23 protein-coding genes and 1 pseudogene are annotated in these 25,452 nt (G+C 65.8%); 13 read left to right on the top strand and 11 right to left on the bottom strand.

Going from position 1 to position 25,452, the window contains the following annotated elements:
- Nucleotides 1-381: pseudogene (locus DNX69_RS11130) on the top strand (phosphomannomutase/phosphoglucomutase); the annotation flags it as partial.
- Between the two features lie 163 nt (nt 382-544).
- Here DNX69_RS11130 and DNX69_RS11125 read toward each other — a convergent pair.
- Together DNX69_RS11125 and DNX69_RS11115 are read right to left on the bottom strand one after the other, a co-directional pair.
- Nucleotides 545-1,225 carry a hypothetical protein gene (locus DNX69_RS11125; protein WP_110786012.1) on the bottom strand — a complete coding sequence of 227 codons (681 nt, stop codon included), beginning with the start codon at nt 1,223-1,225 and terminating at the stop codon, nt 545-547.
- 822 nt (nt 1,226-2,047) lie between these two features.
- Nucleotides 2,048-2,542 carry a MarR family winged helix-turn-helix transcriptional regulator gene (locus DNX69_RS11115; RefSeq protein WP_234826918.1) on the bottom strand — a complete coding sequence of 165 codons (495 nt, stop codon included), beginning with the start codon at nt 2,540-2,542 and terminating at the stop codon, nt 2,048-2,050.
- 162 nt (nt 2,543-2,704) lie between these two features.
- Between DNX69_RS11115 and DNX69_RS11110 the strand changes: the two genes are divergently transcribed.
- From DNX69_RS11110 to DNX69_RS11065, 10 genes are all read left to right on the top strand, one after another.
- Nucleotides 2,705-3,982 carry an amidohydrolase/deacetylase family metallohydrolase gene (locus DNX69_RS11110; RefSeq protein WP_110786010.1) on the top strand — a complete coding sequence of 426 codons (1,278 nt, stop codon included), beginning with the start codon at nt 2,705-2,707 and terminating at the stop codon, nt 3,980-3,982.
- A 253-nt stretch (nt 3,983-4,235) separates the two neighbouring features.
- The gene (locus DNX69_RS11105; protein WP_110786080.1) at nt 4,236-6,527 is read left to right on the top strand and encodes a xanthine dehydrogenase family protein molybdopterin-binding subunit; all 2,292 of its coding nucleotides are present in this window, start codon (nt 4,236-4,238) and stop codon (nt 6,525-6,527) included.
- Nucleotides 6,524-7,354 (top strand): FAD binding domain-containing protein, encoded by an 831-nt coding sequence (locus DNX69_RS11100; RefSeq protein ID WP_110786009.1) that lies wholly within the window; start codon nt 6,524-6,526, stop codon nt 7,352-7,354. Before DNX69_RS11105 ends, DNX69_RS11100 begins: the two co-directional genes overlap by 4 nt.
- Nucleotides 7,351-8,538 carry a xanthine dehydrogenase family Fe-S subunit gene (locus tag DNX69_RS11095; protein ID WP_110786008.1) on the top strand — a complete coding sequence of 396 codons (1,188 nt, stop codon included), beginning with the start codon at nt 7,351-7,353 and terminating at the stop codon, nt 8,536-8,538. Before DNX69_RS11100 ends, DNX69_RS11095 begins: the two co-directional genes overlap by 4 nt.
- A gap of 76 nt (nt 8,539-8,614) precedes the next feature.
- A complete protein-coding gene (locus DNX69_RS11090) occupies nt 8,615-9,769 on the top strand; it encodes an ABC transporter substrate-binding protein (RefSeq protein ID WP_110786007.1) in 1,155 nt (384 codons plus the stop codon).
- 68 nt (nt 9,770-9,837) lie between these two features.
- Nucleotides 9,838-10,710, top strand: coding sequence for a branched-chain amino acid ABC transporter permease (locus DNX69_RS11085; RefSeq protein WP_110786006.1), 873 nt, complete (start codon nt 9,838-9,840; stop codon nt 10,708-10,710).
- Complete coding sequence (locus DNX69_RS11080) at nt 10,707-11,744, top strand: branched-chain amino acid ABC transporter permease (RefSeq protein WP_110786005.1); 1,038 nt, start codon at nt 10,707-10,709, stop codon at nt 11,742-11,744. Before DNX69_RS11085 ends, DNX69_RS11080 begins: the two co-directional genes overlap by 4 nt.
- Nucleotides 11,741-12,547: an ABC transporter ATP-binding protein gene (locus DNX69_RS11075; protein ID WP_110786004.1), complete on the top strand. Its 807-nt coding sequence runs from the start codon at nt 11,741-11,743 to the stop codon at nt 12,545-12,547. The genes DNX69_RS11080 and DNX69_RS11075 overlap by 4 nt, the downstream gene beginning before the upstream one ends.
- Nucleotides 12,540-13,244: an ABC transporter ATP-binding protein gene (locus DNX69_RS11070; RefSeq protein WP_110786003.1), complete on the top strand. Its 705-nt coding sequence runs from the start codon at nt 12,540-12,542 to the stop codon at nt 13,242-13,244. The genes DNX69_RS11075 and DNX69_RS11070 overlap by 8 nt, the downstream gene beginning before the upstream one ends.
- Nucleotides 13,237-13,608, top strand: a complete 372-nt coding sequence (locus DNX69_RS11065; RefSeq protein ID WP_110786002.1) for a Rieske (2Fe-2S) protein — start codon at nt 13,237-13,239, stop codon at nt 13,606-13,608. Before DNX69_RS11070 ends, DNX69_RS11065 begins: the two co-directional genes overlap by 8 nt.
- Nucleotides 13,609-13,611: 3 nt before the next feature.
- Here DNX69_RS11065 and DNX69_RS11060 read toward each other — a convergent pair whose 3' ends face one another.
- Nucleotides 13,612-14,457: an alpha/beta hydrolase gene (locus tag DNX69_RS11060; protein WP_110786001.1), complete on the bottom strand. Its 846-nt coding sequence runs from the start codon at nt 14,455-14,457 to the stop codon at nt 13,612-13,614.
- A gap of 378 nt (nt 14,458-14,835) precedes the next feature.
- On the opposite strand from DNX69_RS11060, the gene DNX69_RS11055 reads away from it, so the two are divergent.
- Together DNX69_RS11055 and DNX69_RS11050 are read left to right on the top strand one after the other, a co-directional pair.
- On the top strand, nt 14,836-15,108 hold the full coding sequence (locus DNX69_RS11055) for a hypothetical protein (RefSeq protein WP_110786000.1): 273 nt from the start codon (nt 14,836-14,838) through the stop codon (nt 15,106-15,108).
- Between the two features lie 95 nt (nt 15,109-15,203).
- On the top strand, nt 15,204-16,967 hold the full coding sequence (locus DNX69_RS11050; RefSeq protein ID WP_165825232.1) for a chloride channel protein: 1,764 nt from the start codon (nt 15,204-15,206) through the stop codon (nt 16,965-16,967).
- A gap of 13 nt (nt 16,968-16,980) precedes the next feature.
- Here the strand turns inward: DNX69_RS11050 and DNX69_RS11045 are convergent, their stop codons facing one another.
- From DNX69_RS11045 to DNX69_RS11010, 8 genes are all read right to left on the bottom strand, one after another.
- Nucleotides 16,981-18,633, bottom strand: coding sequence for a GMC family oxidoreductase (locus DNX69_RS11045; protein ID WP_234826925.1), 1,653 nt, complete (start codon nt 18,631-18,633; stop codon nt 16,981-16,983).
- On the bottom strand, nt 18,623-19,291 hold the full coding sequence (locus DNX69_RS11040) for a gluconate 2-dehydrogenase subunit 3 family protein (RefSeq protein WP_110785998.1): 669 nt from the start codon (nt 19,289-19,291) through the stop codon (nt 18,623-18,625). The genes DNX69_RS11045 and DNX69_RS11040 overlap by 11 nt, the downstream gene beginning before the upstream one ends.
- On the bottom strand, nt 19,284-20,234 hold the full coding sequence (locus DNX69_RS11035; protein ID WP_110785997.1) for a hypothetical protein: 951 nt from the start codon (nt 20,232-20,234) through the stop codon (nt 19,284-19,286). The genes DNX69_RS11040 and DNX69_RS11035 overlap by 8 nt, the downstream gene beginning before the upstream one ends.
- A gap of 11 nt (nt 20,235-20,245) precedes the next feature.
- Complete coding sequence (locus DNX69_RS11030) at nt 20,246-21,343, bottom strand: enolase C-terminal domain-like protein (RefSeq protein WP_110785996.1); 1,098 nt, start codon at nt 21,341-21,343, stop codon at nt 20,246-20,248.
- A gap of 4 nt (nt 21,344-21,347) precedes the next feature.
- Nucleotides 21,348-23,123, bottom strand: a complete 1,776-nt coding sequence (locus DNX69_RS11025) for a thiamine pyrophosphate-requiring protein (protein WP_110785995.1) — start codon at nt 23,121-23,123, stop codon at nt 21,348-21,350.
- Nucleotides 23,124-23,334: 211 nt separating this feature from the next.
- Nucleotides 23,335-23,781 carry a PPC domain-containing DNA-binding protein gene (locus DNX69_RS11020; RefSeq protein ID WP_110786078.1) on the bottom strand — a complete coding sequence of 149 codons (447 nt, stop codon included), beginning with the start codon at nt 23,779-23,781 and terminating at the stop codon, nt 23,335-23,337.
- A 63-nt stretch (nt 23,782-23,844) separates the two neighbouring features.
- A complete protein-coding gene (petA, locus tag DNX69_RS11015) occupies nt 23,845-24,531 on the bottom strand; it encodes a ubiquinol-cytochrome c reductase iron-sulfur subunit (protein ID WP_110785994.1) in 687 nt (228 codons plus the stop codon).
- 174 nt (nt 24,532-24,705) lie between these two features.
- Complete coding sequence (locus DNX69_RS11010; protein ID WP_110785993.1) at nt 24,706-25,380, bottom strand: site-2 protease family protein; 675 nt, start codon at nt 25,378-25,380, stop codon at nt 24,706-24,708.
- Nucleotides 25,381-25,452 lie beyond the last annotated feature (72 nt).

Below are 25,452 nucleotides of genomic sequence, written 5' to 3'. Positions count from 1 at the left end.
GACCGCGCGCCGGGCAAGTCGATGTCGCAACTGAAAGACGCGCTGCCGAAGACCTGGTCGTCGCCAACGATGTCGCCGCATTGCGCCGACGAGGTGAAGTATCGGGTGATCGATCAGGTGGTGAAGCACTTCGAAACCGCGCAGGCAAACGGCGACTTGGTCGCCGGCCAGCCGATCCGCGATCTCGTCACCGTCAACGGCGTTCGCGTGACGTGCGAAGACGGCAGCTGGGGCCTGGTCCGGGCCTCGTCGAACAAGCCCGAGCTGGTCGTCGTGGTCGAAAGCCCGGTATCGGAGCAGCGGATGCACGACATGTTCGAGGCCGTGAACGTCGTGCTGCGCCAGCACCCCGAAGTCGGCGCGTATAATCAGACGATTTGATACCGTGACGATCGACGCCGGTCGCTGGTGAGCGCTTTGATTTGCCGGCCAGGATCGATCGCCGAACATGCTGACTGCGCGGACGGTCAGGAAGGTGTCCCACATGATCGGGAGAGCTGCCTACGACCTGCACGGGTCGTGCAATGTCGCAACCATTATTTCTTTAGGGGGATGTGGTTGTGAGGGGTGGTGTTACTAACGAGCGGAGGTCTTTGACATATTCGGCGCGCTTGGGCGTTGGGGGCTGCCACCAATCAGAGATCAGCTGCTCGCGCCATATATAATGGGCGGCTGGATCGACGAACGGTCGTTCTTTCAGCGGAATCACGCGCTCGAGTGTGTAGATCGACCTGGCGCCCTCTTGTGCATCGAGCTCATCGCTGAAGCGCTGGACCTCCAGCCCGCGATAGTTCGGCATCATGTGAAGAAAGCCGAGATGTGCAAGCCGGCTGAGTTGTAGAAGTTCGATCACCGAGAGGTCGACACGGAGGTAGCCTTCGGCTGGTGCCATCATCTCGACGCCTTCCGCCTGCCCCTTGGAGCAGCAGGCTTCGCCGATCGCGTCCGCCAAAAGCGAAATTTGAAGATGGTGTCGCTCTACGTCTTGTGTCTTCAGAGGGTGGCGTTGATTGAGCAGCGCCTTGATTTCAGCGATCGCATTCGACACGCCGCTAGGCGTTGACCTTGCTGCCATTTCATAGTGGCGACCGATCCCCCGCACGATCTGCTGGACTGCTTCATCCATGCCTTTGATCCGTCCGTTCTGGTAATATGATCTGGCAGAGGACCAGCAAGCCCACAGAAGAACGGTCAGCAAGCCGATGATTATCAGCAGAACGATCATTCCAGCCCCCCGCTTGAATGCCTCTCGAATCAAGCTCCCCAGTTCAGCCCAGTATCATTCTAGTGAGAGGTGGTAATTCAATCGTAAATTGATTAGCGATCACCATAGGTGGCGTGAGCGTGTATCCGTTTGTCAAAATAATTTCGTATAGTGTCATATCTGGTGGAGTGATGTGGCGCGCGGCGCTTCAGAATTCCGAAGAAGTGGCGGCCGTTGCGCAACCTCGGAGGGCCATAGCTCGGCTGTCCCGACCCCGGATTTCCTCGTCGCGGTAACAGTTGCGTTGCAACGGCCGTTCTGGCGTTGTCTTGCTATGGCGGGCGCTGGTCAGGCTGCGGACCGACATCTCCATCAACAGCTGGGCGGCAAAGGTGATCATCTCTCGCGTCAAATCGGCGGCGGGAGAAGCTCCGCAAGCAGGCGGTGGGAGACGATGACGTCGGTCATCGGTAGATCCACGATGGCGTTGATACCCGCAACCAGATCCGGCCCGGAGGTCTTCGATGACCGTCGCTCGTTGCGGCACCAGGGGGCGCGCCGGCGAACGGCTCTGCGATCGCCTAGTTACGCCACTCAATGGGATGCGACGTTTGACGCTCCGATTGATCTCTGAAGAGACCGAGAGGCCGACTTGGCGGCGAATGCCGCCCCGGTCTGTGCCGGCCCTCTGCAACTTCCGGCGGAGATTCCGTTCCGCGCAGACTTGATTATTGGGGGAGCGGCCGCGGATACATCCGCAACGACAGGGGGATCCGTTTTGAACTCAGCCGCCCGGGTGCCTGCTCAGTGCCTAGGCACAGCGCGCAAGAAACCGGCTGTGCCTCAATCGACCGAGGGATCGCTGGTGTCGTGATTGGCGTTCTGGGCGACGATGCGCTGCATCATCGTGACGAATTGGGTCCGCTCGCGCGTCGACAGGCCTTGCAACGTTGCCTCGTGGGCGGAGCGGGCGGCGCCTTCGATTTTGGCGAGCAGCTGGGCGCCGGCCTTGGTGAGGCGGCACAAGCGGGCGCGGCGGTCGTCGGCGTTGACCGGCCGTTCGATCAGATGGCGTGCTTCGAGGCGCTTGAGGGCGCCTGTGGTCGTTGTGCGATCGAGCGCGATATCGGCCGCGAGTGTTGTTTGGTCGGCGGTTTTCCGGGCCGCGAGCGCGGACAGCAGGCTGTATTGCAGCGGTGTGACTTCAAATTCAGCACATGCCTGCTGAAACAGCGCCACATGGATTTGGTGCAGCCGCCGGATCAGAAATCCGGGACGCTCGGCCAAGGGCCAAGGTTCGTGCGTCGCCTCGATCGCGCGGAAATGCTTCTGCCGCAAGCGTTTCTCTCCATCTCTGCAAGCTGAACGGCCGGCGCGCGCAGCGAAATTCAGTAACGCGATTCTCTACGTCCTTCGTCTCTTAGACTTTGGCATAAGCCTTGCTAGATGCAAATGCGAAGCATGCTTCGTAATTTGGCCAGGTTCGTGGAGAGCGGTTCGATGTCGGTGAGTGCCAGCTTTGATCTTCTGTTGCGTGGCGGGCGAGTGATCTGCCCGGCGTCCGGCATCGATGGCGTGATGGATGTGGCGGTGCGCGGCGGCAAGATCGCGGCGGTGCAGAAAGACGTTCTGCCGTCGAGCGCCAAGGAGGTGGTGGACGTCGCGGGCCAGCTGGTGCTTCCGGGTCTGATCGATACCCACGCGCACATCTATCAATACGTCTCCGGCCGCTTCGGCATGAACCCGGATATGGTCGGCGTGCGCTCGGGCGTCACCGCGCTGATCGATCAGGGCGGGCCGTCCTGCATGACGCTGCCGGGCTTTCGCCACTTCATCGCCGAGCCGGCGAAATCGCGGGTCTATGCGTTCCTGTCGGCGTATCTCGTCGGCGGCCTCGAAGGCCATTACTATCCGCAGCTGTACAGCCCCGAGGGCGTCGATATCGACGCCACCGTGAAGGCGGCGCGCGCCAACCCGGACATCGTGCGCGGCATCAAGGCTCATGCCGAGATTGGCGGCTTCGCCCGCTGGGGCATTCGCGTCATCGAGATGGCGGCGGAGATCGGTCGCCGCGCCGAGCTGCCGGTTTACGTGCATTTCGGCCAGCTCTGGGGCCTGCCCGAGAGCGGCGCCAACGGCGAGGACGCCGATACGATTTTGACGCGCGTCATTCCGCTGCTGAAAGAAGGCGACGTGCTGGCGCATCCGTTCACGCGTCATCCCGGCGGCTTCATCAATCGCGAAGGCGTGGTGCATCCGGTGATCCAGGCCGCGCTCGATCGCGGCCTGAAGGTGGATGTCGGCCACGGCAGCCACTTCTCCTATCGGCTCGCCAAGAAGGCGATCGCGGCCGGCATCGTGCCGACCACGCTCGGGGCCGACATCCACGGCTACAACACGCATGTGCCCGCGCCGGCCGGCACGCCCGATCAGCACGAGGACGAGGAGAACCATCCGTTTGCCGGCCAGGCCAAGTTCAGCCTGGTGCAGGCGATGAGTTCGATGATGGCGCTTGGCCTGTCGCTCGAACAGGTGGTGCCGATGGTCACCGCCAATCCGGCCAAGATGATCGCGCGTTCGGACGAGATCGGCGCTCTCAAGGTCGGCATGGATGCGGACGTGTCGGTGCTGACGCAGCGCGCCGGCCGCTTCGTGCTGCGCGACAACGAGAACACCGAAGTGATCGCCGACAGTCTGCTGCAGCCGTCGTTCTGCCTGCGCTCCGGCGTTCGCTACGACGCCGACGCCTCGATTTTGCCGGAAGCGGTGGCGGCTTGAGCCACTTAGTAACGGGACGGACAAGAACGATGCCTATCCCCGTCATTGCGAGCGAAGCGAAGCAATCCAAAAGCCCAGTGCACGGAGCTGGATTGCTTCGTCGCTTCGCTCCTCGCAATGACGGGGCGAGTTTGGTGTTTTGATTACTTCGTCTTGCCTCGGAGAAGATAAGTTGCACGGACGCGTCGATCAGCATCAGAGCAGCGGGCAGGGCGTTGGCGCGTCGTTGCCGCGCAAGGAGGACGACCGCCTGATGCGCGGTCGCGGCCAGTATGTGGCAGACATCCGCCTTGCCGGGATGCAGGACGTCGCCTTCGTGCGCAGTCCGCTGGCGCATGCGCGCATCCGCGGCATCGATGTGCCCGAAGTGTATCGGGGGCGCGTGTTCACCGCCGAGGATCTTGTCGGCGTCAATCCGATCCGTGCCGTATCCGGTCTGCCGGGGTTCAAGATCTCCGAGCAGCCGGTGCTGGCGAGCGGCAAGGTGCGACAGGTCGGCGAGCTGATCGCGATGTGCGTGGCGCCGACGCGCGCGGAGGCCGAGGACATCGCCGCCGCGGTGGTAGTCGATCTCGAAGAGCTGCCGGCGGTGCACGACATGCTGCAGGCGCGGGCGCCGGATGCGCCGCTGGTGCACGAGCATTGGGGCGACAACGTCTTCCTCGAAACCAATTTCGAAGTCGACATCTCAGCGGCGCTGGATGCGCCGATCAAGGTGTCGCGCGAGATCACCACGGCGCGGCAATGCATGGCGCCGCTCGAAGGCCGTGGCGCGGTGGCGACCTATGACCACCGGGTCGAGCAGCTCGTCGTCACCACCTCGACGCAGATGCCGCATATCAACCGCAACGGCCTCGCCGAATGCCTCGGCATGGATCAGGGCCGCATCCGGGTGATTTCGCCGGACGTCGGCGGCGGCTTCGGCCACAAGGGCATCCTGCTGCCCGAGGAAGTCTGCCTGTCGTGGCTGACGATGCGGCTCGGCCGTCCGGTGCGCTGGATCGAGGATCGCCGCGAACATCTCACCGCCAGCGCCAACTGCCGCGAGCATCACTACAAGATCACGGTCTATGCCGATCGTGACGGCAAACTGCGCGGCATCGACTGCGAGGCCACCGTCGATTCCGGCGCGTACTCGTCCTATCCGTTCTCCGCCTGCCTCGAGGCCGCGCAGGTCGCCAGCATCCTGCCCGGGCCGTATGTGATGCCGGCCTATCGCTGCCGCACCTTTTCGGTGGCAACCAACAAATGCCCGATCCTGCCGTATCGCGGCGTCGCGCGTACCGGCGTCTGCTTCGCGCTCGAACTGATGCTGGATCTGGTCGCGGCGGAGGTTGGGCTCGAACCTGCCGAGGTCCGGTTGCGCAATCTGGTGCAGCCCGACCAGATGCCGTTTGACAACATCACCAACAAGCATTTCGACAGCGGCGACTATCCGGAAGCTGTGCGGCGTGCGCTGCAGGCGATCGATGTCGAGGGTTTGCGCGCGCGCCAGCGTCGCGGCGAGCTGGACGGGCGTCGCATCGGCCTCGGCGTCTCGATCTATTGCGAGCAGGCCGCGCACGGCACCTCGGTGTATTCCGGCTGGGGCATTCCGATGGTGCCGGGTCACGAGCAAGCGACGGCGCGGCTGACGCCCGACGGTGGCCTCGAACTACGCGTCGGCGTGCATTCGCACGGCCAGAGCATGGAAACCACGCTAGCGCAGGTCGCGCACGAGGTGCTCGGTATCGACGTCGCCATGGTCCGCATCATTCTCGGCGATACGGCGATGACGCCATATTCGACCGGCACCTGGGGCTCGCGCTGCGCGGTGATGGCGGGCGGCGCGGTGGCGACCGCCTGCGGCGATCTGGCCGACCGGATCAAGCGCATCGGCGCCAAACTGCTGCAGCAGGAGGTCGCCGATGTCGAGTTCATCGGTGGTGAGGTGCGCGGCAGCACCGGCAGCGTCACGCTGCGCGAGATCGCCCACACCTGGTATCGCCGCCCGCAGGATCTGCCGAAGGATGTCGATCCAGGAGGGCTCGAGGTGACGTCTGGCTACAAGCCGCAGCGCGACAGCGGCACCTTCAGCTATGCGGCACATGCCGCCGTCGTGGCGGTCGATCCCGACCTCGGCGCGGTGGAGATCCTCGACTACGTCATCGTCGAGGATGGCGGCGTCCTGCTCAACCCGATGGTGGTGGACGGCCAGATCTATGGTGGCCTGGCCCAAGGCATCGGCACCGCGCTCTACGAGGAGATGCCGTTCGACGCGAGCGGCCAACCGCTGGCGACGACGTTCGCCGACTATCTGCTGCCGGGACCGACTGAAGTGCCGGCGCCGAGGCTGGATCACATGGAGACGCCGTCGCCCTATACGCGGTTCGGCGTCAAGGGCATCGGCGAGGGTGGCGCGATCGCGCCGCCGGCCGCGATCGCCAACGCCGTCAACGACGCGCTGCGGCCGCTCGGCACTGAGTTGATGCGTTCGCCGATCACCCCGCATCGCGTCGTCGAGGCGGTGGTCGCGGCGCAGCGCGCGGGGAGGGCAGCCGCATGAAGCCCGCGCCGTTCGACTATGCGCGCCCGCGCGATCTGTCCTCTGCGCTTGCGCTGCTCGGCAGCAACGCGGCTGCCAAAGTGATGGCCGGCGGCCAGTCGCTAGGGCCGATGTTGAATCTGCGGCTGGCGCAGCCCGAGCAGATCGTCGACATCACCGCGATCGACGAGCTGAAGCAGGCGGATGTCAGCGGCGACGAGCTGGTGCTCGGCGCCTGCATCACCCACGCCGATATCGAAGACGGCCGCGTTCCGGACGTCACCGGTGGCGCGATGCGCGGCGTCGCCGCCAACATCGCCTATCGCGCGGTGCGCAATCGCGGCACGCTCGGCGGCTCGCTGAGCCACGCCGATCCATCCGCCGACTGGGTTTCGGTACTGACCGCGCTCGGTGCGCGACTGGCGCTGCGAAGCGAATCCGGGGCGCGGCAGATAGCGCTGTCCGAGTTCATCGTCGGCGCGCTGCAGAGCTGTTTGCAGCCCGGTGAGCTGGTCGCCGCGATCCATGTTCCGAAGCGGTCGGCGACGGCGCAGTGGGGCTACGTCAAGGCTTGCCGCAAGACCGGCGAGTTCGCGCACGGCCAATGCGCGGTGCTGATCGATCCCGACGCCGGCGGTGCGCGCATTGTGATCGGCGCGCTCGACGCGGCGCCGATCCTGATCGCGCAGCCCGCGGAGCTGTTCGGCGGCCGCATCGGCGCCGACTACAAGGCGCGGTTCGATGCCCACGTCGCCGACCGGTTACTGAGCAATGCCGGTGTCACTGACGCGGTGCATCGCCACATCCATCTCACGGTGCTGAAGCGCGCCCTGCAGGAGGCCGCATGAGCACGCTGGCCCTGACCGTCAACCGCCGCGCCGTCGATTGCCGGCCCGAGCCGCGCACCAGTCTCGCCGACGTGGTGCGCGATCATCTCGATCTCACCGGTACGCATCTCGGCTGTGAGCACGGCGTGTGCGGCGCCTGCACGGTGTTGATCGACGGCGTCCCGGCGCGGTCGTGCATCACCTTTGCGGCCGCTTGCGAGGGTGCTGCCGTCACCACGATCGAAGGCCTCGACGACGACGAAATCGCCGCCGAGCTGCGCGCCGCGTTTACGCGTGAGCACGCGCTGCAATGCGGCTATTGCACCCCCGGCATGCTGGTGTCGGCGCGTGACCTCGTGCTGCGTCTGCCCGATGCCGACGAGAAGCAGGTCCGCATCGGCATGAGCGGCAATCTCTGCCGCTGCACCGGCTATGTCGGCATCGTCCGCGCCGTGATGTCGGTGATTGCGGATCGCCGCGCCCGCGGCATCGGGCCCGAAGCAGGCGGTGGGCGCACGATGTTGGGGCCGGTCGGCTCGGGGCACGGCGCGACGCAAGCCGATGTGCGCGTCGCGGCGACGCCAGCGGCTGCGAGCGCTGTCGGGGCTCGTCAGACCGTAACGATCTCGGACTTCACGCCCTCGGTGACGATCGAGCAGGCGTTCGAGGCGCAGCATTCGCCAGCGCTGGTCGCCGCGCTGTTCAACGACGTGGCGGCAGTCGCCGCCTGTTTGCCCGGCGTGGTTCTGACCAACGCCGCGGATCCCAACCTGATCGAAGGCGAGATCCGCGTGCAGGTCGGGCCGATCGCCGCGCAGTTCGCCGGGATCGCGCGCATCGAACGCGCGGACGACGTGATGTCGGGTCGGATCATCGGCACCGGCAACGACCGCCGCAGCCGGTCGTCGACCCAGGGCGAGATTCGCTATCGGCTGTCCCCCCTTGCGGGCGGTGCTGCGACGCGTGTCGACCTGACCATTGGTTACACGCTGACCGGTCTGCTGGCGCAGGTCGGACGTAGCGGTCTGGTGCGCGACCTTGCGCGCCGGCTGGTCGATCAGTTCGCCGGCAACCTCGAACACAAGCTGTCCGGCGAGGCGGTCGTGCCGACCGGCGCTGATCAACATCTCAACGGGCTGGCGCTGTTGCTGGGCCTGATAACAGCGCGGCTGCGGCGCTGGCTGGGAGGGACGTCCCGCCGGTAGCGGCGGGCAAGCCGACTTGCGACGGGCGCCGGGGGCGGCGTCCGGAAAATCAACAAACGATCACGGAGAAACGAGGATGATGCGAACCCTGCGGACTGCTTCTCTCATCGCGCTGGCGACGGCGTGCTTGATGGGCACGGCCTCTGCCGAGACGATCAAGATCGGCGTCAACGAACCGCTGACCGGCGCCTTCGCCGCGTCGGGCACTTACGTCGTCAACGGCGCCAAGATCGCCGCCGACGAGATCAACGCCAAGGGCGGCGTGCTCGGCAAGCAGATCGAGCTGGTGATCGAAGACAACAAGAGCAACCCGACCGAAGCGGCGGCCGTCGCCGAGAAGCTGATCACCCGCGACAAGACGCCGGTGATGATGGGCGCCTGGGGCTCGAGCTTGACGCTGGCGGTGATGCCGAAGCTGATGGAATACGAAGTGCCGATGGTGGTCGAGACCTCGTCGTCCGGCAAGATCACCACCACCGGCAACCCCTACATCTTCCGCATCTCGCCGCCGTCGGCGATCGAAGCTGCGGCGTTCGGCAAGATCGTCGACAAGCTCGGGCTGAAGAAAGTCGACTTCCTGGTCATCAACAACGACTGGGGGCGCGGTGCCGCCGAGGATTTCGGCAAGATGATGAAGGCGAAGGGCATCGCGGTCGGCCTGGTCGAGACCATGGACCAGGGCGCGCAGGACATGAGCGCGCAGCTTTCCAAGCTGAAGGGCTCGGACTCTGAAACCATCATCGTCACGGCTGCGGTCGATCAGCTCACGCTGCTGTTCAAGCAGGCCGCCGCACTCGGCCTGAAGAAGCGCATCATCACCACCGGCGGCTCGCAGAACCCCGACCAGATCATCGCTCAGGCCGGCGCCGCCGCCAACGGCACCTTGCACTTGACGACCTTCCTGCCTTGGTTTCCGGACAAGACGCCGAACCCCGAAGCGACCACCTACTTCATCTCCGAATGGAAGAAGCGCGGTTTCGACTTCGCTGGCTGCACCGAGAGCTTCCGCGGCTATGACGGCATCCGCACCGCGGTGGCCGCGATCGAGAAGGCCGGCAAGGCCGAACCGGCCGCGATCAAGGCGGCGATGTGGGACATCAAGCTGAAGGGCCTCAACGGCGACATCGTGTTCCAGAAGTCCGGCCCCGCCGGCAAGGAGAGCGGCCAGAGCCAGCCCAACGTCTACCTGATCGAGATCGCCGACGGCAAAGTCGTGATGAAGGACCTCTGATCGCACGACACGACGACCGACGAGGCGCGACCCGCGCCTCGTCCTTCCCTGGAACGTGAGGATCGACCTTGGGCGAACTCTTTCAGCATCTCATCAACACGCTCGTGCTCGGCGGCACCTATGCGCTGCTCGGCATCGGCCTCACGCTGATCTTCGGCATCATGAACGTCGTGAACTTCACCCACGGCATTCTCTACACCTTCGGCGCCTATGTGATGTTCATTGTGGTGCAGAAGTTCGAACTGAACTTCTTCGTCGCGCTGCCGCTGGCGATCGCGAGCGGCTGGGCGCTGGGAGCGCTCGTTGAATTGACGTTGCTTCGTCCGCTGCGCGGCTCGGACATCGACACCACCATGCTGGTGATGATAGGCGCCTGGATCGCGATGCAGTCGGCGACGCTGTGGGTGTGGGGCGGCGTCGCCAAATCGGTGCCGACGCCGTTTCCGGATGCGCCGCTCGAGATCGGCCCGGTCTCGGTGTCGTGGCTGCGGCTGTTCGTGCTGATCGCTGCCGGCGCGCTGATCGTGCTGACTTACGTGCTGATCAACCGCACCCGGCTCGGCAGCGCGATGCGGGCGACGTTTCAGGACCAGGACACGGCCGCGCTGATGGGCGTCAACGTCAACCTGATCTACACCTCGACCTTCGCGCTGGGATCGAGCCTCGCCGCCGCTGCCGGCGCGCTGCTCGGCCCAGTCTATGTGGTCTACCCGGCGATGGGCGATCTCGCGGCCGTCAAGGCGTTCGCCATCGTCATTCTCGGCGGGCTAGGCAACATCACCGGCGCGGTGATCGGCGGCTTTATCCTGGCGCTCGCCGAGGAGCTGGGCGCCGGCTACATCTCGTCCGGCTATCGCGACGCGATGGGCTTCCTGATCATCATCGCGGTGCTGATCTTCCGCCCGACCGGGCTGTTTCCTCGTGCGGAGCGCGTCGGATGAGACCGCTGCTGTCGATCGTCGTCATCGTCGCGCTCGCCGCCGTTCCGCTGTGGCTGAGCGATCCGTATCTGCTCAACGCGCTGATCACCACCGGGATCTTCGTGATCGGTGCGATGAGCCTCAATCTGCTGCTCGGCTTCACCGGCCAGCTCAGCCTCGGTCATATCGCCTTCTTCGGCATCGGCGCCTATGTCAGCGCGCTGACGTCGCTCGGCTTCAGTGTCAGCCTGCCGTTCGGGCTGCAGGTCGTGCACGAGCCGTGGCCGCCGCTGGCGGGCTTTGCGATCGCGGTGCTGGTGTCGGGGCTGTGCGGCTATCTGGTCGGGCGGCTGTCGTTCCGGGTGCGCGGGGCGTATTTCGTCATCGTCACCATCTCGTTCGCCGAAGTGGTGCGGCTCGTGGCGCTGAACTGGGTCGAGCTGACCCAGGGGCCGCTGGCGCTGACCAGTATTCCGCCGATGCAGGTCGGCTTTCCCGGCCTCGGCGAGTTCGTCTTCCGCACCAAGCTGCACAATTACTATCTGGTGCTCGGCGTCGCGGTGGTCTGCTACCTGCTGATCGCGCGCCTGGTGCGCTCCCATGTCGGCCGCGCGATGCGGGGACTGATGGAGAACGAGACGCTGGCGGTCTCGATCGGCATCGACGTCACCAAGACGCTGACGCTGGCCGCGGTTGTTTCGGCCGGCATCTGCGGTGCGGCCGGCAGCCTCTACGCGCACTACATCAAGATCATCGATCCTGAAATCTTCGCCTTCATCAACACGGTGACGATGGTGATCATGGTGATCACCGGCGGCAAGGGCACGCTCGCGGGCCCGGTGGTCGGCGGGCTGATCTTCGGCCTGATGCCGGTCGCGCTGCGGCCGGTGATGGCACCGGAGGCGCAGTGGATCGCCTATGGCGGCGCGCTGATCGTGATCCTGTTCATCATGCCGCGCGGCATCGTGCCGGCGCTGGTGCAGTGGTTCCCGCGGATGAAGCAGGTCGAGGCGCCGAACTTCGCCAAGCGCGGCGTCGAGGAGGGCGCATCATGACCGCCGCAATAGCATTGAAACAGCCGGCAGTGCAGACCGCTCTCAGCGTCGACAAAGTTGCGATGCATTTCGGCGGTCTGGTCGCGATCTCCGACATGACGTTCTCGGTCGGCGAGGGCGAGATCGTCAGCCTGATCGGCCCGAACGGCGCCGGCAAGACCACGGCATTCAACGTCGTCACCGGCTTCCTGACGCCGACGCACGGCGACGTCACCTATCGCGGCCAGTCGCTCCGCGGAATGAAGCCGCAGGCGATCGCCGATCTCGGCCTGATCCGCACCTTCCAGCGCACCAGCGTGTTTCCGAACGACACCGTCTGCGACAACGTGCTGATCGGGCTGCACCGTCGCGGCCGGGTCGGGGTGCTGCCGTCGGTGCTCGGCCTGCCGCGGGTGCGGCGGCTCGAGGCCGAGTTGAAAGACAAGGCGGCCGAGTTGGTCGAATGGGTCGGCCTCGGCCGCCGCGCGCAGGATCAGGCGGGTTCGCTGTCCTACGGCGAGCAGCGGCTGGTCGGCGTGGCACTCGCGCTCGCGGCCGAGCCGTCGATGCTGCTGCTCGACGAGCCGGTGTCGGGCATGAACGCGTCGGAGACCCACACCTTCGTCCAACTGATCCGCAAGATCCGCGATCGCGGCATCACAATTCTGCTGGTCGAGCACGACATGCCGATGGTGATGAGCGTGTCGGATCGCATCGTCGTGCTGAACTACGGCCGGATCATCGCCGAGGGGACGCCGGAGGTGATCCGCAACGATCCTGCGGTGATCGAAGCCTATCTCGGCCAGGGTGTGAAGCATGCTTGAGCTCATCAACGCCGTGTGCGGCTATGGCGGCGTCACCGCGCTGCAGGGCATCACGTTCGAGGTCAAGGCCGGGCAGCTTGTCGCATTGATCGGAGCCAACGGCGCCGGCAAGAGCACGACGCTGCGGGCGATCTCCGGCCTGGTGCCGCTGCGGGCCGGCGCGCTGCGGTTCGACAACGAGGTGCTCACCGGCGCCCGGCCGCCGCGCATTCTGAAATCTGGCATCGCGCATTGCCCGGAAGGCCGCCGTGTGTTCCCGCACATGACGGTCGAGGAAAACCTCGACATGGGCGCGTATTTGCGCAGCGACCGTTCCGAAGTCGCAGCCGACCGCGACCGGATCTACGGCGAGTTTCCGCGCCTCGCCGAGCGTCGCAAGCAGGCCGCCGGCACGCTCTCGGGCGGCGAGCAGCAGATGCTGGCGATCGGCCGTGCATTGATGAGCCGGCCGCGGCTGGTGATGTTCGACGAACCGTCGCTCGGGCTGGCGCCGAACATCGTCGAGCGAACCTTTGCGATCATCCGCCGGATCCGCGACGCCGGCACCACCGTGCTGCTGGTCGAGCAGAACGCCTTCGCAGCCCTCGACATGTGCGACCACGCTTATCTGCTCGAAGGCGGCCGCATCGTGCTGTCGGGCACCGGCGCCGAGCTGATCGCGAATCCGCACGTTCGCAAGGCCTATCTCGGTGGCTGACAGCTGGGATACAGGTGCCGAACGGCCGCAGGACCAGTGGCTTCCGGTCTGCAGCCTGCCGCGGCTCACCGCCGCCGGCATCGTTGCGGTGCGCGTAGCCGGTGTCGATCTGGTGCTGGTGGTCGATGGCGGAGTCGTCGCCGCCTGTGAACGTGCCTGCCCGCACGAACAGGCCGACCTGGCGTGTGGACGCGTGGTCGGCGGCCGGCTCGCCTGTCCGCGCCACGATGCGTCGTTCAGCCTCGTCGACGGCGCAATTTCGGACGGCTGGCCGAGCCGGCCGCTGCGGCTCTATCCGGTGCGGGTGGAGCGAGGCGAGGTGTTCATCAACGCCGCCTCGCTGAAGCCTGTGCGCGAGAGCTGAGCTTCAGTCGATCAGCGCGCGCGCGGCTTTCACCAATGCGCCGTCGGGGCGGCGCAGTTCGGCCAGGATCGAGAAGTGATCGTGACCGGGAAGCGGCAGCAGTCGCCCCGGCGCGCCGGCGGCCTCGCGACGCTCGTGCAGATTCATCGAGTCCAGCACCAGGGCCGGCAGCTCGTTGGCGCCGTAAGCAAGATCGAGACGCTTGGCGATCATCGGCTGCCGCAGCGGCGACAGTTGTTCGATCTCGTCATCGGTCAGCTGCAGTGCCTTGTTGAGACCGGTGTCGCGGATCGGGACAAGATCGAACACGCCGGAGATCGACAGTCCGGCGGTCACCAGCGGATGATCCAGCGTGATCGCCACCAGATGGCCGCCGGCGGACCACCCTGACGTAACAACTGGACCGGCGACGCCATGCTCGGGGCCATGAGCGGCGAGCCAGTCGAGTGCGGCGCGGCTTTCGTCGACGATCGTAGTCAGCGTCACGTCGGGCGCCAACGAGTAGCCGGGGATCGCCATCGACCAGCCGTGCGCCGCGATGCCTTCGACCAGCATGGCGAACAGCTCGCGCGAGTTCTTCTGCCAGTAGCCGCCGTGCCAGAACACCAGACACGGCGCGTCGCGCTCGGCTGCGGGATAGAGATCGATCTTGTTATTCGGGCGAGGCCCATAGGGCAGGTCCAGCACCGACTTCAAAGTCGCGCGCGCCTTCGCCGACGAGCTGTTGCGCTCGGCGATCAGTTCGGGGCTGTTCTTGACGGCACTGTTGTTGTCGTACGCGGCGTCACGATCATCTTGCGAAAGTTGCGCCCAGTTGGAGCGGGGATCGGCAGGGCGGTCGTTCGTCATCGTAACTCCATTCGCGGTGCGCTCGTTGTCGTCAGCTTTGCAACAAAGCCGCCCGGCTGTCGATCGCATAGTCGCGGCAGATGCCGCCTCGTGATTGATCAGACTGACGAGAACGCGCATCAGCGCGACCGCGTAATCCCGATCGACGGTGGCATCCGCGGAGCGTTGGCGCAGCGCGCTGCGCTCAGCATTGCGCCGGTCCGGTTGTCGTCAGCAGGATCTGCAACGCCCCGCGATCGATTGCGGGCACTCGTTGGTCGGCCAGGCAGGAGTGAACCGATCGGCCGATCAGCGGCCCCGGAGGGGGAGCCAAGTCCTCGATCAGGAAAATTCCCTGAGTCCCACACCTGCCTCACAAGAAAGAGATTTGAACTTTCGGTGAGCGGCTCGCAGATTGCGGCGATGCTGCGGCGCGAGGCGTTGCGGCTCCGGGTCCGTTCGGACGTCTCGCTGCAATTTCCGAAGATGTTGCGGATTGAAGGGATCGCGGAGGTCGCGCGCGCTTGCGGCTGTGCGCGAGCCGCCGGTGCGCGGCGCGCGTTCCACCACAGATCGAAGGCCACTGCCGATTTCGCCGTCGGCACCGGGCGATTTGAAAGAGCGACGATGAATCAGTCAGTTCCGTCCGACGTTGCGTGGGTTCGGCCGTGACGCCGGGCGGAGCGGGAGCCGGAGCGCCGGCAGCCGATCGTGCGCCGGCGCGTCGGCGGTCCGGGCGGCCTTTGAGCCGGCGGCGGATCGCCGCGATGCTCTGGCCGCACCGGATCGGGTTGTTTCGGCTGTGCCTGCTGGCGGTCGTGGTCGGCGTCATCACCGGCATCGGCGCGATCGCGTTTCGCGCCTTGATCGCGGTGATCCACAATGCCGCGTTTTTCGGGACGCTCTCGGCCTATTACGATGCCAATGAATTCACCCCGGCCTCGCCATGGGGTGCGTTGATCATCCTGGTGCCGGTGATCGGCGGCCTGGTGGTGGTCTGGCTGGTCAACAACTTCGCCCCGGAAGCGCGCGGTCACGGCGTGCCCGAGGTGATGGACGCGATCTTCTATCGCGAGGGCAAGATCCGGCCGCAGGTGGCGGCGATCAAATCGCTCGCCTCCGCGATTTCGATCGGCACCGGTGCTGCGGTCGGCCGCGAAGGGCCGATCATCCAGATCGGCGCCTCGCTCGGCTCCTCGCTCGGTCAGCTCGTTGCAGTGGCGCCGTGGCAGCGGATCACCCTGGTTGCGGCCGGTGCCGGCGCCGGCATCGCCGCGACCTTCAACACCCCGATCGGCGGCGTGATGTTCGCGATCGAGCTGATGCTGCCTGAAGTCAGTGCGCGCACCTTCCTGCCGGTCGCGCTGGCGACCGGTACGGCGACCTTCATCGGCCGGCTGTTCCTCGGGCTGGCGCCGGCCTTCGCGCTGCCGCAGGATTTGCTGCTGGCGGACCAGCCGACGCCGTTGACGTCGCTGCTGTGGTTTGCGCTGCTCGGCGCGCTGATGGGACTGGCTGCGACCGCCTTCATCCGCGGCCTGTCGGCGGCTGAAACGCTGTTCGAGACCATCAAGAACACCTATCTGCGCAACATCGTCGGCATGCTGATGGTCGGCGTCCTGCTCTACGTGCTGATGCGTAATTTCGGCCAGTACTATGTCGACGGCGTCGGCTATGCGACGATCCAGGCGATCATGACGGGCGGGTTGATGCTGCCCGGGCTGCTGGCGCTGCTGTTCATCTGCAAGCTCGCCGCCACGTCGGTCAGCCTCGGCGCCGGCGCCTCGGGCGGGATTTTCTCGCCGTCGCTGTTCATGGGCGCGACGCTCGGTGGCGCATTCGGTGCGGCGGTGGCGCTGGTCGATCCGGCACCCGGTCTGACGGTTGCGACCGCGGGGATCGTCGGCATGGCGGCGATGGTCGGCGGCGCCACCGGCGCGGCAATGACCGCGGTGACGATGATCTTCGAGATGACCCGCGACTACGATCTGGTGATGCCGGTGATCGTCGCGGTGGCGCTTGCGATCGGCGTGCGCCGGCTGCTCAGCCGCGAGAACATCTACACCATCAAGCTGGTCGGCCGCGGCCATGCCATTCCGAAGGCGCACCACGCCAACATGTTCCTGGTTCGCCACGCCCACGAGGTGATGGATCGCAATCCGATCATCGTCGCTGCGACGACGCCGCTCGACGACTTCCTGCGGCGTGAGGATCTACCGCAAGGGCTGGCGCATGTCGTGGTGACGCGCGGCGATATGATCGTCGGGGCGGCCCGGATCAACACCGGCTTCCGCCGCAGCACGTCGCCGTCTTATTCCGGTGTCACGCTCGGCGACCTGGCGCAGAAGTTCACGATCGCGCGGCGCGGCGACGTGGTGTTCGAGATCGTCGCCCGCATGACCCGCCGGCAGGCATCGATGGCGATCGTCGTCGACAGCGATCGCCGCCCGCGGGCCTCGCAGGTGATCGGCGTGATCACCAAGGAGCACGTCGCCGATTCCGTCGCCGAGAGCGTACGGCCCTACGGCTGAGCGGAGCTGCGGTTCACGCTACGGCGAACTCGCTACACCGGGCCATCTCCCGAATCCGGTCTGCGGTGCGACAAGCGATCGCCTGGATGGTCAGCGATGGGTTGACGCCGCCGACAGTCGGAAACACCGAGCCGTCGCAGATCCATAGGTTTGGGATATCCCAGCTTCGGCAGTCGGCGTCGACCACGCTGGTACGCGGGTCGTTGCCCATCCGCGCGGTGCCGTTGAGGTGGCAGGTGTCGTCGTCCTGGGTCCAGATGTCGCGTGCGTCGGCGGCGGCCAGCGCCTGACCCATGAAATTGAGCGAATGGGCGATGAGCTTCTTGTCGTTCTCGCAATACGAGAAGGTGATGCGCGGGATTCGCAGGCCGTATTGGTCTACCTCGTCCGCCAACGTGACTCGGTTGCGCTCCTGCGGCATGGTTTCGCCGACGATCTTCAGGCCGACGACGTGGTTGTAATCCTGCATTGCGGTCATCAACCGCTCGCCCCACAGGCCGTGCGCGCCGATCTGGGTGTTGGCCCACAATTGCGGCAATGGCCCCTGGCTCATATAGGCGTAGCCGCCGAAGAAATCCTTGTCGTCGTCGTAGTTCCAGTGCTCGGTGATCGCCAGCGACGGCGGCCCCTTGTAGCTGCGGATTGCGTCGTCCATCGTGCCCCACACCGCTTGGTTGGCCTGCACCATCAGGTTTTTGCCGACCAGGCCGGATGAGTTGGCGAGGCCGTCGGGATAGCGGTCGGTGGCGGAGTTCAGCAGCAGTCGCGGCGTCTCGATCGCGTAGCCGGCGACCACGACGTTGCGGGCGCGCTGAAACCGCCATTCGCCATTGCGGACATAGTGCACGCCGCTCGCCAGCCCGTCGTGGTTGGTCTCGATCCGTCCGACCATCGCCAAATCGCGGATTTCGGCGCCTGCCGCGAGCGCGCGCGGCAGCCAAGTCACCAGCACGCTCTGCTTGGCGTTGGTCGAACAGCCGGTGACGCAGAAGCCCCGATACACGCAAGGATGCGCCAGCCCGCGCGGCGCGGACAGTGTCGCCAGCGGGGTCTCGGTCCATGACACGCCCATGGCCTCGCAGCCCTTGGCAAGCACGCGGGCGGCCGCGTTAAGCGGATGCGCGCGATACGGATAGCGCGGTCGCTTCGGCCCCCACGGATAGGTCACCGGGCCGGCGATCTTCAGCGCATCCTCGACCTCGGCGTAGTAATGCCACATCTCGCGCCAGTCGATCGGCCAGTCGGCGCCGTAGCCGAGCTTGCTGCGCGCCTTGAACCATTCGGGCCGAAACCGCAGCGAGACCATTGCGAAGTGCACGGTCGAGCCGCCGATCGCCTTGCCGCTGTTATTGCTGCCCATCTGCAGCGGGTTGTCGCCGTCGACGATGCGGTCGTCGGTCCAGTACAGCTTGGTCTGTTCGGCCTCGTCGGAGGCGAAATCCTCGAGCGGGCGGAAGTACGGCCCGGCGTCGAGCGCCACCACTGAAAAACCCTGCTCGGCCAACCGGCAGGCCAGCGTGCCGCCGCCGGCACCGGTGCCGACGATGACGAAGTCGACCGCCTCGCTGTCGCGATATTGCCGCATCGGCACCCAACCGCCGGGCCGGAAGACGTCGGGAGCGCGGCCGTCGGTGGCGCGCGGCGCTTGCAGCGGATCAGCGCACACCACGATTGATTCTCCTTGCGGTATCGTCGTCGAAGCCTTCGGCTTCCGCCGCTTCCCACGGGTCGCGATCATTGAAGTCCAGCCGGACGTAGCCGCGAGGGCTCGCTGGGCCGCCCCAGCCGATCTCGCTCCACGCCGAGGGGTGGGCGTAATACGCCATCACCACGTCGCGCCCCAGCCGCCGCTTCCAGAATTGGCTCGGCTGCATTTCGCCCCAGGCCGGGTCGGACAGCTCATCGCGTTGCATCCGCTCGATCAGTTCGGTCTGCAGTGGCTTCGACAGCTCGGCGAAGCGCCGGCCATGCGCCGCTCGCGCCTCGGCGTCGAGCGCTGCAACTCCCCGTTTCCAGGCTTCGCCGTCCCTCGGCATGTTTGGCAGCCGGTAGCCGTCGGACTTGCCGAGGTGTAGCCGGTCGTCGATCAGCGCGGCGACCGGCACCGGCGGCCGATCGGCCGGCTGTGGCACGATCAGCTCGGCGAGCGCCTGCACGGTGGCGAATTCGTCGGCGTTGAAATAGCGCGGCTCGGAAGTGATCGCGAGCCGGCGGCTGATCACTTGGCGGGTCTTGGCGTTCCACGACGGACCGTTGCGCTTGGCCAGCACGTCGTAGCCGGGGTAGCGGTCGGTGGGTTTGAGGCTGCGGGATGGATCACGCATCGGGATGCTCCCTGACCAGATCGATGCAGGCGAGGCCGGCGAGCGCCAACCCGGAAAAGCTCGGCGGCGCCGGCAGCGGCGGGCCGTTGAGGATGTTTTGGCTCCAATTGTAGAAGCCGCCCATGTTGCGGGAGACCCCATAGGCGTGGAAGCCGGCGCCGGCGAAGCCCATCACCACCAGCACCCACATCCATAGCCGCGCCGCACTGTGTTCGGTGCGCGGGCCGGCAGCGATCGCCGCCATCATCGCGGCGCCGACTGGCGGCAGTGTCACCGGCAGCAGCATCGCCGGGTTGTGATAGGCGCCGCGGAAATGCAGCAGCGCGGCCTCCGCGGTGGTGCCGAGCAGGCCGCCGCCGATCACGACGGCCAGCACCCGGCCGGCGGGCATGGTCCAGATCTCCGGCCGCCGACCGTGCTCTGTCTCGCGCACCCGCTCCGACGCGAAGCCGAGCAGGCCGGACAACAGAATCGCCATCGGTGCCCCGAGCGGCGCGCCGTAGAACAGGTTTTGCCAGCAAAAGCCTCCGAGCTTTCTGCCGACATTGTAAAAATGGAAGCCGGTGCCGACCAAGCCAGTGATCGCGGCGACCGTGTAGGTGAGATCCCGGCTGCGATGTGCCGCCGGCCGCATGTCGGCGGTGCCGTGCAGGCTGATCGCCAGCGTCGCCGCCGACACCACGAGCGGAGTGTACATCGCCTTGTTCTTGAATGCGCCGCGATAGTGTTCGACGCCGCTGTCGGTCAGCACCGAGGTAGCGAGCAGCCCGGCAGCGCGGTTGAGGCGGCGGGCGGCGATCACCGTGGCGGGCATTGCGGCGCGCCCGGACGTCTCGTGATGCGGCCCGATCCGGCGCAGTGGCGGCCCGCGCCGGTTGTGCGCCACAAGGGCGGCTCCGGCTCCGATCGCTGCGCACAGTAGAAACAGGTTCTGACGGTTCATGCGTCCTGTCCTCAGGCAGCGTAGCGGGCTGCGTCCTGCGCCTTGAAAGCGAGCCCGTTGCCGGGCCGCGACAAATCGGGACGGATCACTCCGTCGCGCGGCACCGGCGCGCCTTCGAACAACATGCGCTCGATCCGGACGTGGTCGTGAAACCATTCGAGGTGGCGCAACCGCGGCGCCGCGCAGGCGACGTGCAGATGTAGCGCCGGCGCGCAATGGCCGGACAGGTCGATATGGTGCGCTTCACACAGCGCGGCGATCTGCAGAAAGCCGGTGATGCCGGCGCAGCGGGTCACGTCGGCCTGCATCACATCGATTGCTTCGGCGGCAAGCATCGTGCGGGCGTCATCGAGCGTGTAAGTGTATTCGCCGGCCGCGATCTCCATGCCGAACGGCGCACGCTCGCGAATTGCACGCAATCCGTCGAGGTCGTCGGACGAAACCGGCTCTTCGAACCAGCCGACGCCTTGTTCGGCAAACCGCTGCGACAACCGCAACGCCTGCTTCACGCCGTAAGCGCCATTTGCGTCGACGAACAGCGTTGCGCGATCATCGAGCGCCCGGCTGACGGCGCGCACCCTTGACGGATCGCGTGCCGGCTCGCTGCCGACCTTCATCTTGACGAGGGAGCAGCCGTCGCGTTCGACCCAGCCGGCGAGCTGCTCTTCCACATCAGCCTCCGTGTAGCTGGTGAAGCCGCCGCTGCCGTAGATCACCACCTCGTCGCGGTAGCAGCCGAGCAGGGCAGCGAGCGAGACGTCGAGCAGCCTAGCCTTGAGATCGTACAGTGCGGTGTCGACCGCCGCGATAGCGGTGGCCGCCAGACCGCTGCGCCCGAGGTTGCGGACGGCGCGCTGCATCGCCCGCCACGCCGCCTGCGGGGCGAGCGCGTCGCCGCCCGTCACCACCTCGGCGAGCTTGCCGGTGATCAGGCCGCCGATCATCTCCGACGCATAGGTGTAGCCGATGCCAGTGCGGCCGCCGCCGGAGGCCTCGACCAACACGATGGTGGTGCGATCCCACGACAGCGTGCCATCGGCTTCCGGCCGATCGGTCGGAATCGTGAAGGCACGCACGTGCAAGCCGTCGATGATGACCGCAGGCGTCATCGCCTCAACCCTTGCCAGGTAGCACCGTGGCGATCAACTCCTTGGCGCTGTTCTTCAGCACGCTGCTGAGTTCGGGCTCGTCGCCCATCATGGTCATGAAGTTCTTGGCGTCCTTCAGCGTGATGTGGGGCGGAAGCGGTGGAATGTTCGGGTCGGTATAGGCCTCGAGGATCACCGGCCGGTCGGCCGCGAGAGCCTCGTCCCACGCCGCACCAACGCGATCGGGATTGTCGACGAAGACGCCCTTCAGGCCGAGCAGCTCGGCATATTTGTGATACGGGAAATCGGGAATGCTCTGGGTCGACTCGGTCTTGCCGGCGCCGAGCTGGATGCGCTCTTCCCAGGTCACCTGGTTGAGGTCGCGGTTGTTGAGCACCAATACGATCAGTCTCGGGTTCGACCACTGCTTCCAGTATTTGGAGATGGTGATCATCACGTTGAGGCCATTCATCTGCATCGCGCCGTCGCCCATGCAGGCGATCACGGTGCGGTCCGGATAGGCCATCTTGCCGGCGACCGCGTAGGGCGTGCCGGCACCGAGCGAAGCAAGTCCGCCGGACAGCGACGCCTTCATGCCGCGGCGCATCTTCAGATCGCGGGCGTACCAGTTCGCGACCGAGCCGGAGTCGGCCGTGATGATGGCGTTGTCCGGCAGCCGCGGCGACAGCTCCCAGAATACCCGTTGGGGATTGAGCGGATCGGCCCCCACCATCGCGCGGTTCTCCAGCGTCTCCCACCAGGATTTGACACCGCGCACGATGCCGCGCCGCCATGAGGTCTCGTCCTTCTGATTCAACATCGGCAGCAGTACGCGGAGCGTCTTGGCACTGTCGCCGACGAGATTGATCTCCATCGGATAGCGCAGGCTGAGCCGCCGTCCATCGATGTCGATCTGGACGCCGCGCGCATCACCGGGCCGTGGTAGGAATTCGCTGTATGGAAATGACGAGCCGACCATCAGGAAGGTGTCGCAGCCCTTCATCAAGTCCCAACTCGGCCGGGTGCCGAGCAAGCCGATCGAGCCGGTGACGAACGGCAGATCGTCGGGCAGCGCCGCCTTGCCGAGCAGCGCCTTGGCGACGCCGGCCTGAAGCCGCTCCGCAACCGCGATGACTTCGTCGGTGGCGCCGAGCGCGCCAGCGCCGACCAGCATCGCCACCTTCTTGCCGGCGTTGAGCACGTTCGCAGCCGCTTTCAGCCCGTCTTCATCGGGGATCTGGGCAGGAAAGGCATGACCGACGCCGGTGTGGGTGGCGCCGTGTGCCATCGGCGGATCCTGAAAATCGAGCTCTTGCAGATCGTTTGGAAGAATCACGCAGGTGATGCCGCGCCTGTCGTGGGCGATTCGGACCGCTCGATCGATCAGGTGCCTGACCTGCTCGGGCACGCTGGCCATCGCGACGTATTCGCAGACGTCGGCGAACAGGTTCTGCAGATCGACTTCCTGCTGGTAGTTGGCACCGATCGCGCTGCGGGCCTGCTGTCCGACCAGCGCCACCACGCCGACATGATCCAGCTTGGCGTCATACAATCCATTGAGGAGATGGATCGCGCCGGGGCCGGACGTGGCGTAGCACAGCCCGACCTGACCGGTGAATTTGGCATGCGCCGAGGCCATGAAGGCGGCCATTTCCTCGTGGCGGACCTGGACGTAGTCCATCTTGTCCTTGGCCTTCTCGAGCGCGACGTCCAGCCCGCCGACACCATCACCCGGATAGCCATACACGCGGCTGAGTCCCCATTCGGAGAGCCGCTGCCAAATGAATTCGCTGACGTTCATGATTGTGTTCCGCCGGTGCGCGACGCACCCGTTCGAGTTCAGAAGGGGATGTGCGGTCCAACGACGCGATAGAAGTAACGTTGCGACCGAGAGGCCCCAGAAGGTCGAAATTTCGGCGGGCTCACCGGCTTTTGAGCGTTCGGTCCGACGACGGCTCGTATGCTGGGGCGCGACCGGACGATGGCGTACGAGCGTAACCGTCTGCTCTTGATCAAGCGGTGCTGGGACGGATCAACGCCAGACCGGACTCCGGATCGTATGCCTTGCGTAGCAAGGTCGGGCTCTCGGTCAGCACGATCTCCAGCGTCGGCCGCACATGGCCTTCACCGAGATGGCCTGCCATCGCGCTGCCGTCTCGGCGACCGACGACGAGGTGGATGTGCAGCGCCGGTTTGCCGGACGGCGCTTGTGCGATGTCGCCGGTGAGCGAGGCGACTTCGACCTGCTGATCGACCGGGATCCGGATGTACTGCTTGGCGTCCCAATCGAAGTAGTTCAGCACGACCCGGCGAAACGCCCCGATCGCGCTGAACTGTGCGGCGAAGATGCCTTGCTCCTCGGCGAAGCGCTGCATGCATTGCATCACCTCGTCGCCGGTTTCGAGCACGATCACCCAGGTCGTCTGTCCGCCGTCGTCGTGCAATTTCCTGTGTTGCATGATGTTGCCTCGCTGATGGGCGGCCAACGGCGGGCGGACGCGAACGTTCCCCGGAGGCGATCCTCAGATCTGGCGGATCGTGGAGAAGTCGAATTTGCTGGTCGGTGGATTCTCGCCGATCCGGATCTTGGCATCGCCGATGAAATGATACGGCGGCACCGGTAGATTGTACGGCGCCGGAACGCCGCTGAAGACCCGGCCGGCGAGATCGTATTTGGAGCCGTGGCAGGTGCAGAAGTAACCGCCCACCCAATGCTCTGACGACGGCATGTCGGTCGGCAGCGGCTCGAATGTCGGGATGCAGCCGAGATGGGTGCAGATGCCGACCATCACGCCGAACTCCGGATTGACCGAGCGGTGCCAATTATCGGCGTAGTCGGGTTGCTGCCGCACGCTCGAGGTCGGGTCGGACAGCCGGGCCAGTAGGGCAGGGGTTTGCAGCGATTGCAGCGCCTGCGGCGTGCGTCGGTTGATGAAGATCGGGCGATCGCGCCAGCGAACGAGGATCTGCTGCCCGGGCTGAATGGCGCTGAGGTCGACATCGATCGGAGCGCCCGAGGCCAGCGTCGAGGCGTCCGGCTCCATCTGATCGATGAACGGCCAAATCGCCGCTGCCGCACCGACCGCCGCCATGGCGCCGGTGGCGATGAACAGAAAGTCGCGCCGCGTCGGTGTCGGCGGATCGCGATCGGGTGCGGAGGCTGGTGTCGAGGTCGGAGAGGTCGGAGAAGTGGTTGCGGCTGTGGTCACGGTCGTTGTCCCGTTAAGCCGCGGCGCTGCTGGAATAGCTGCGCCGCGAACAGGTCTCGCCCCGTCGTACCAAGCGGCCGCCGCGACTGCGGTTCCGCCTCTTCGCGCATCCTGTCGCAGAGTTAATCGAATGGCGCGCGATGCTTACTGAAACACCACCTGAGGACGACGCGGTCAGACGTTACCGGTGAGCATCAGAATTGCCTGGACCACGACCCTGCTGGATTGCGCGATGAACTGCGTGGCCACGCCGATGCCGGCGAGCGGCAGGATGAAGATCAGCCCGAGCAGGATCAGCATGCCGTAAGGCTCCAGCCGCGCCAGCGGGTTCGCCAGCGCGCGCGGCAGGATGCCGACGGCGATCCGGCCGCCGTCGAGCGGCGGAATCGGCAGCAGGTTGAAAATCGCCAGCACGACGTTGATCAGCAGCGCATTGGCGAGATTTTGCATCAGCCATTGGCCGGCTTGGCCCGGCACGTAGCCGACCAGATGAAACGCGAGCCCCGCCAGCGCCGCCAGCACCAGATTGATCGCCGGTCCCGCAGCGGCGACCAGCACCATGTCGCGCCGCGGATTGCGCAGATTGCGGAAGTTCACCGGCACCGGCTTGGCATAGCCGAACAGAAACGGTGACTGGATCACCAGCAGGAGCAGCGGCAGCAGCACCGTGCCGAACGGATCGACGTGCTTGATCGGGTTGAAGCTGACGCGCCCCAGCATCCAGGCGGTGTTGTCGCCACACAGCTTGGCCACATAGGCGTGCGCGGCTTCGTGGAAGGTGATCGCGATCAGGAGCGGCAGCGCCCAGACCGAAATCACCAGCATCATGTTGGACAACGAACCTGTCATGTCGATCGACTCGGGGTTTGGATCGATCGGGAGGCCGAAGATCCGAGGCGGGAACCGGCATGATATAGAAGC

It is taken from the genome of Rhodopseudomonas palustris, assembly GCF_003226555.1.
Classification (GTDB): Bacteria; Pseudomonadota; Alphaproteobacteria; order Rhizobiales; family Xanthobacteraceae; genus Rhodopseudomonas; species Rhodopseudomonas palustris_I.
This window is presented reverse-complemented; position numbering and strand designations above follow the sequence as displayed.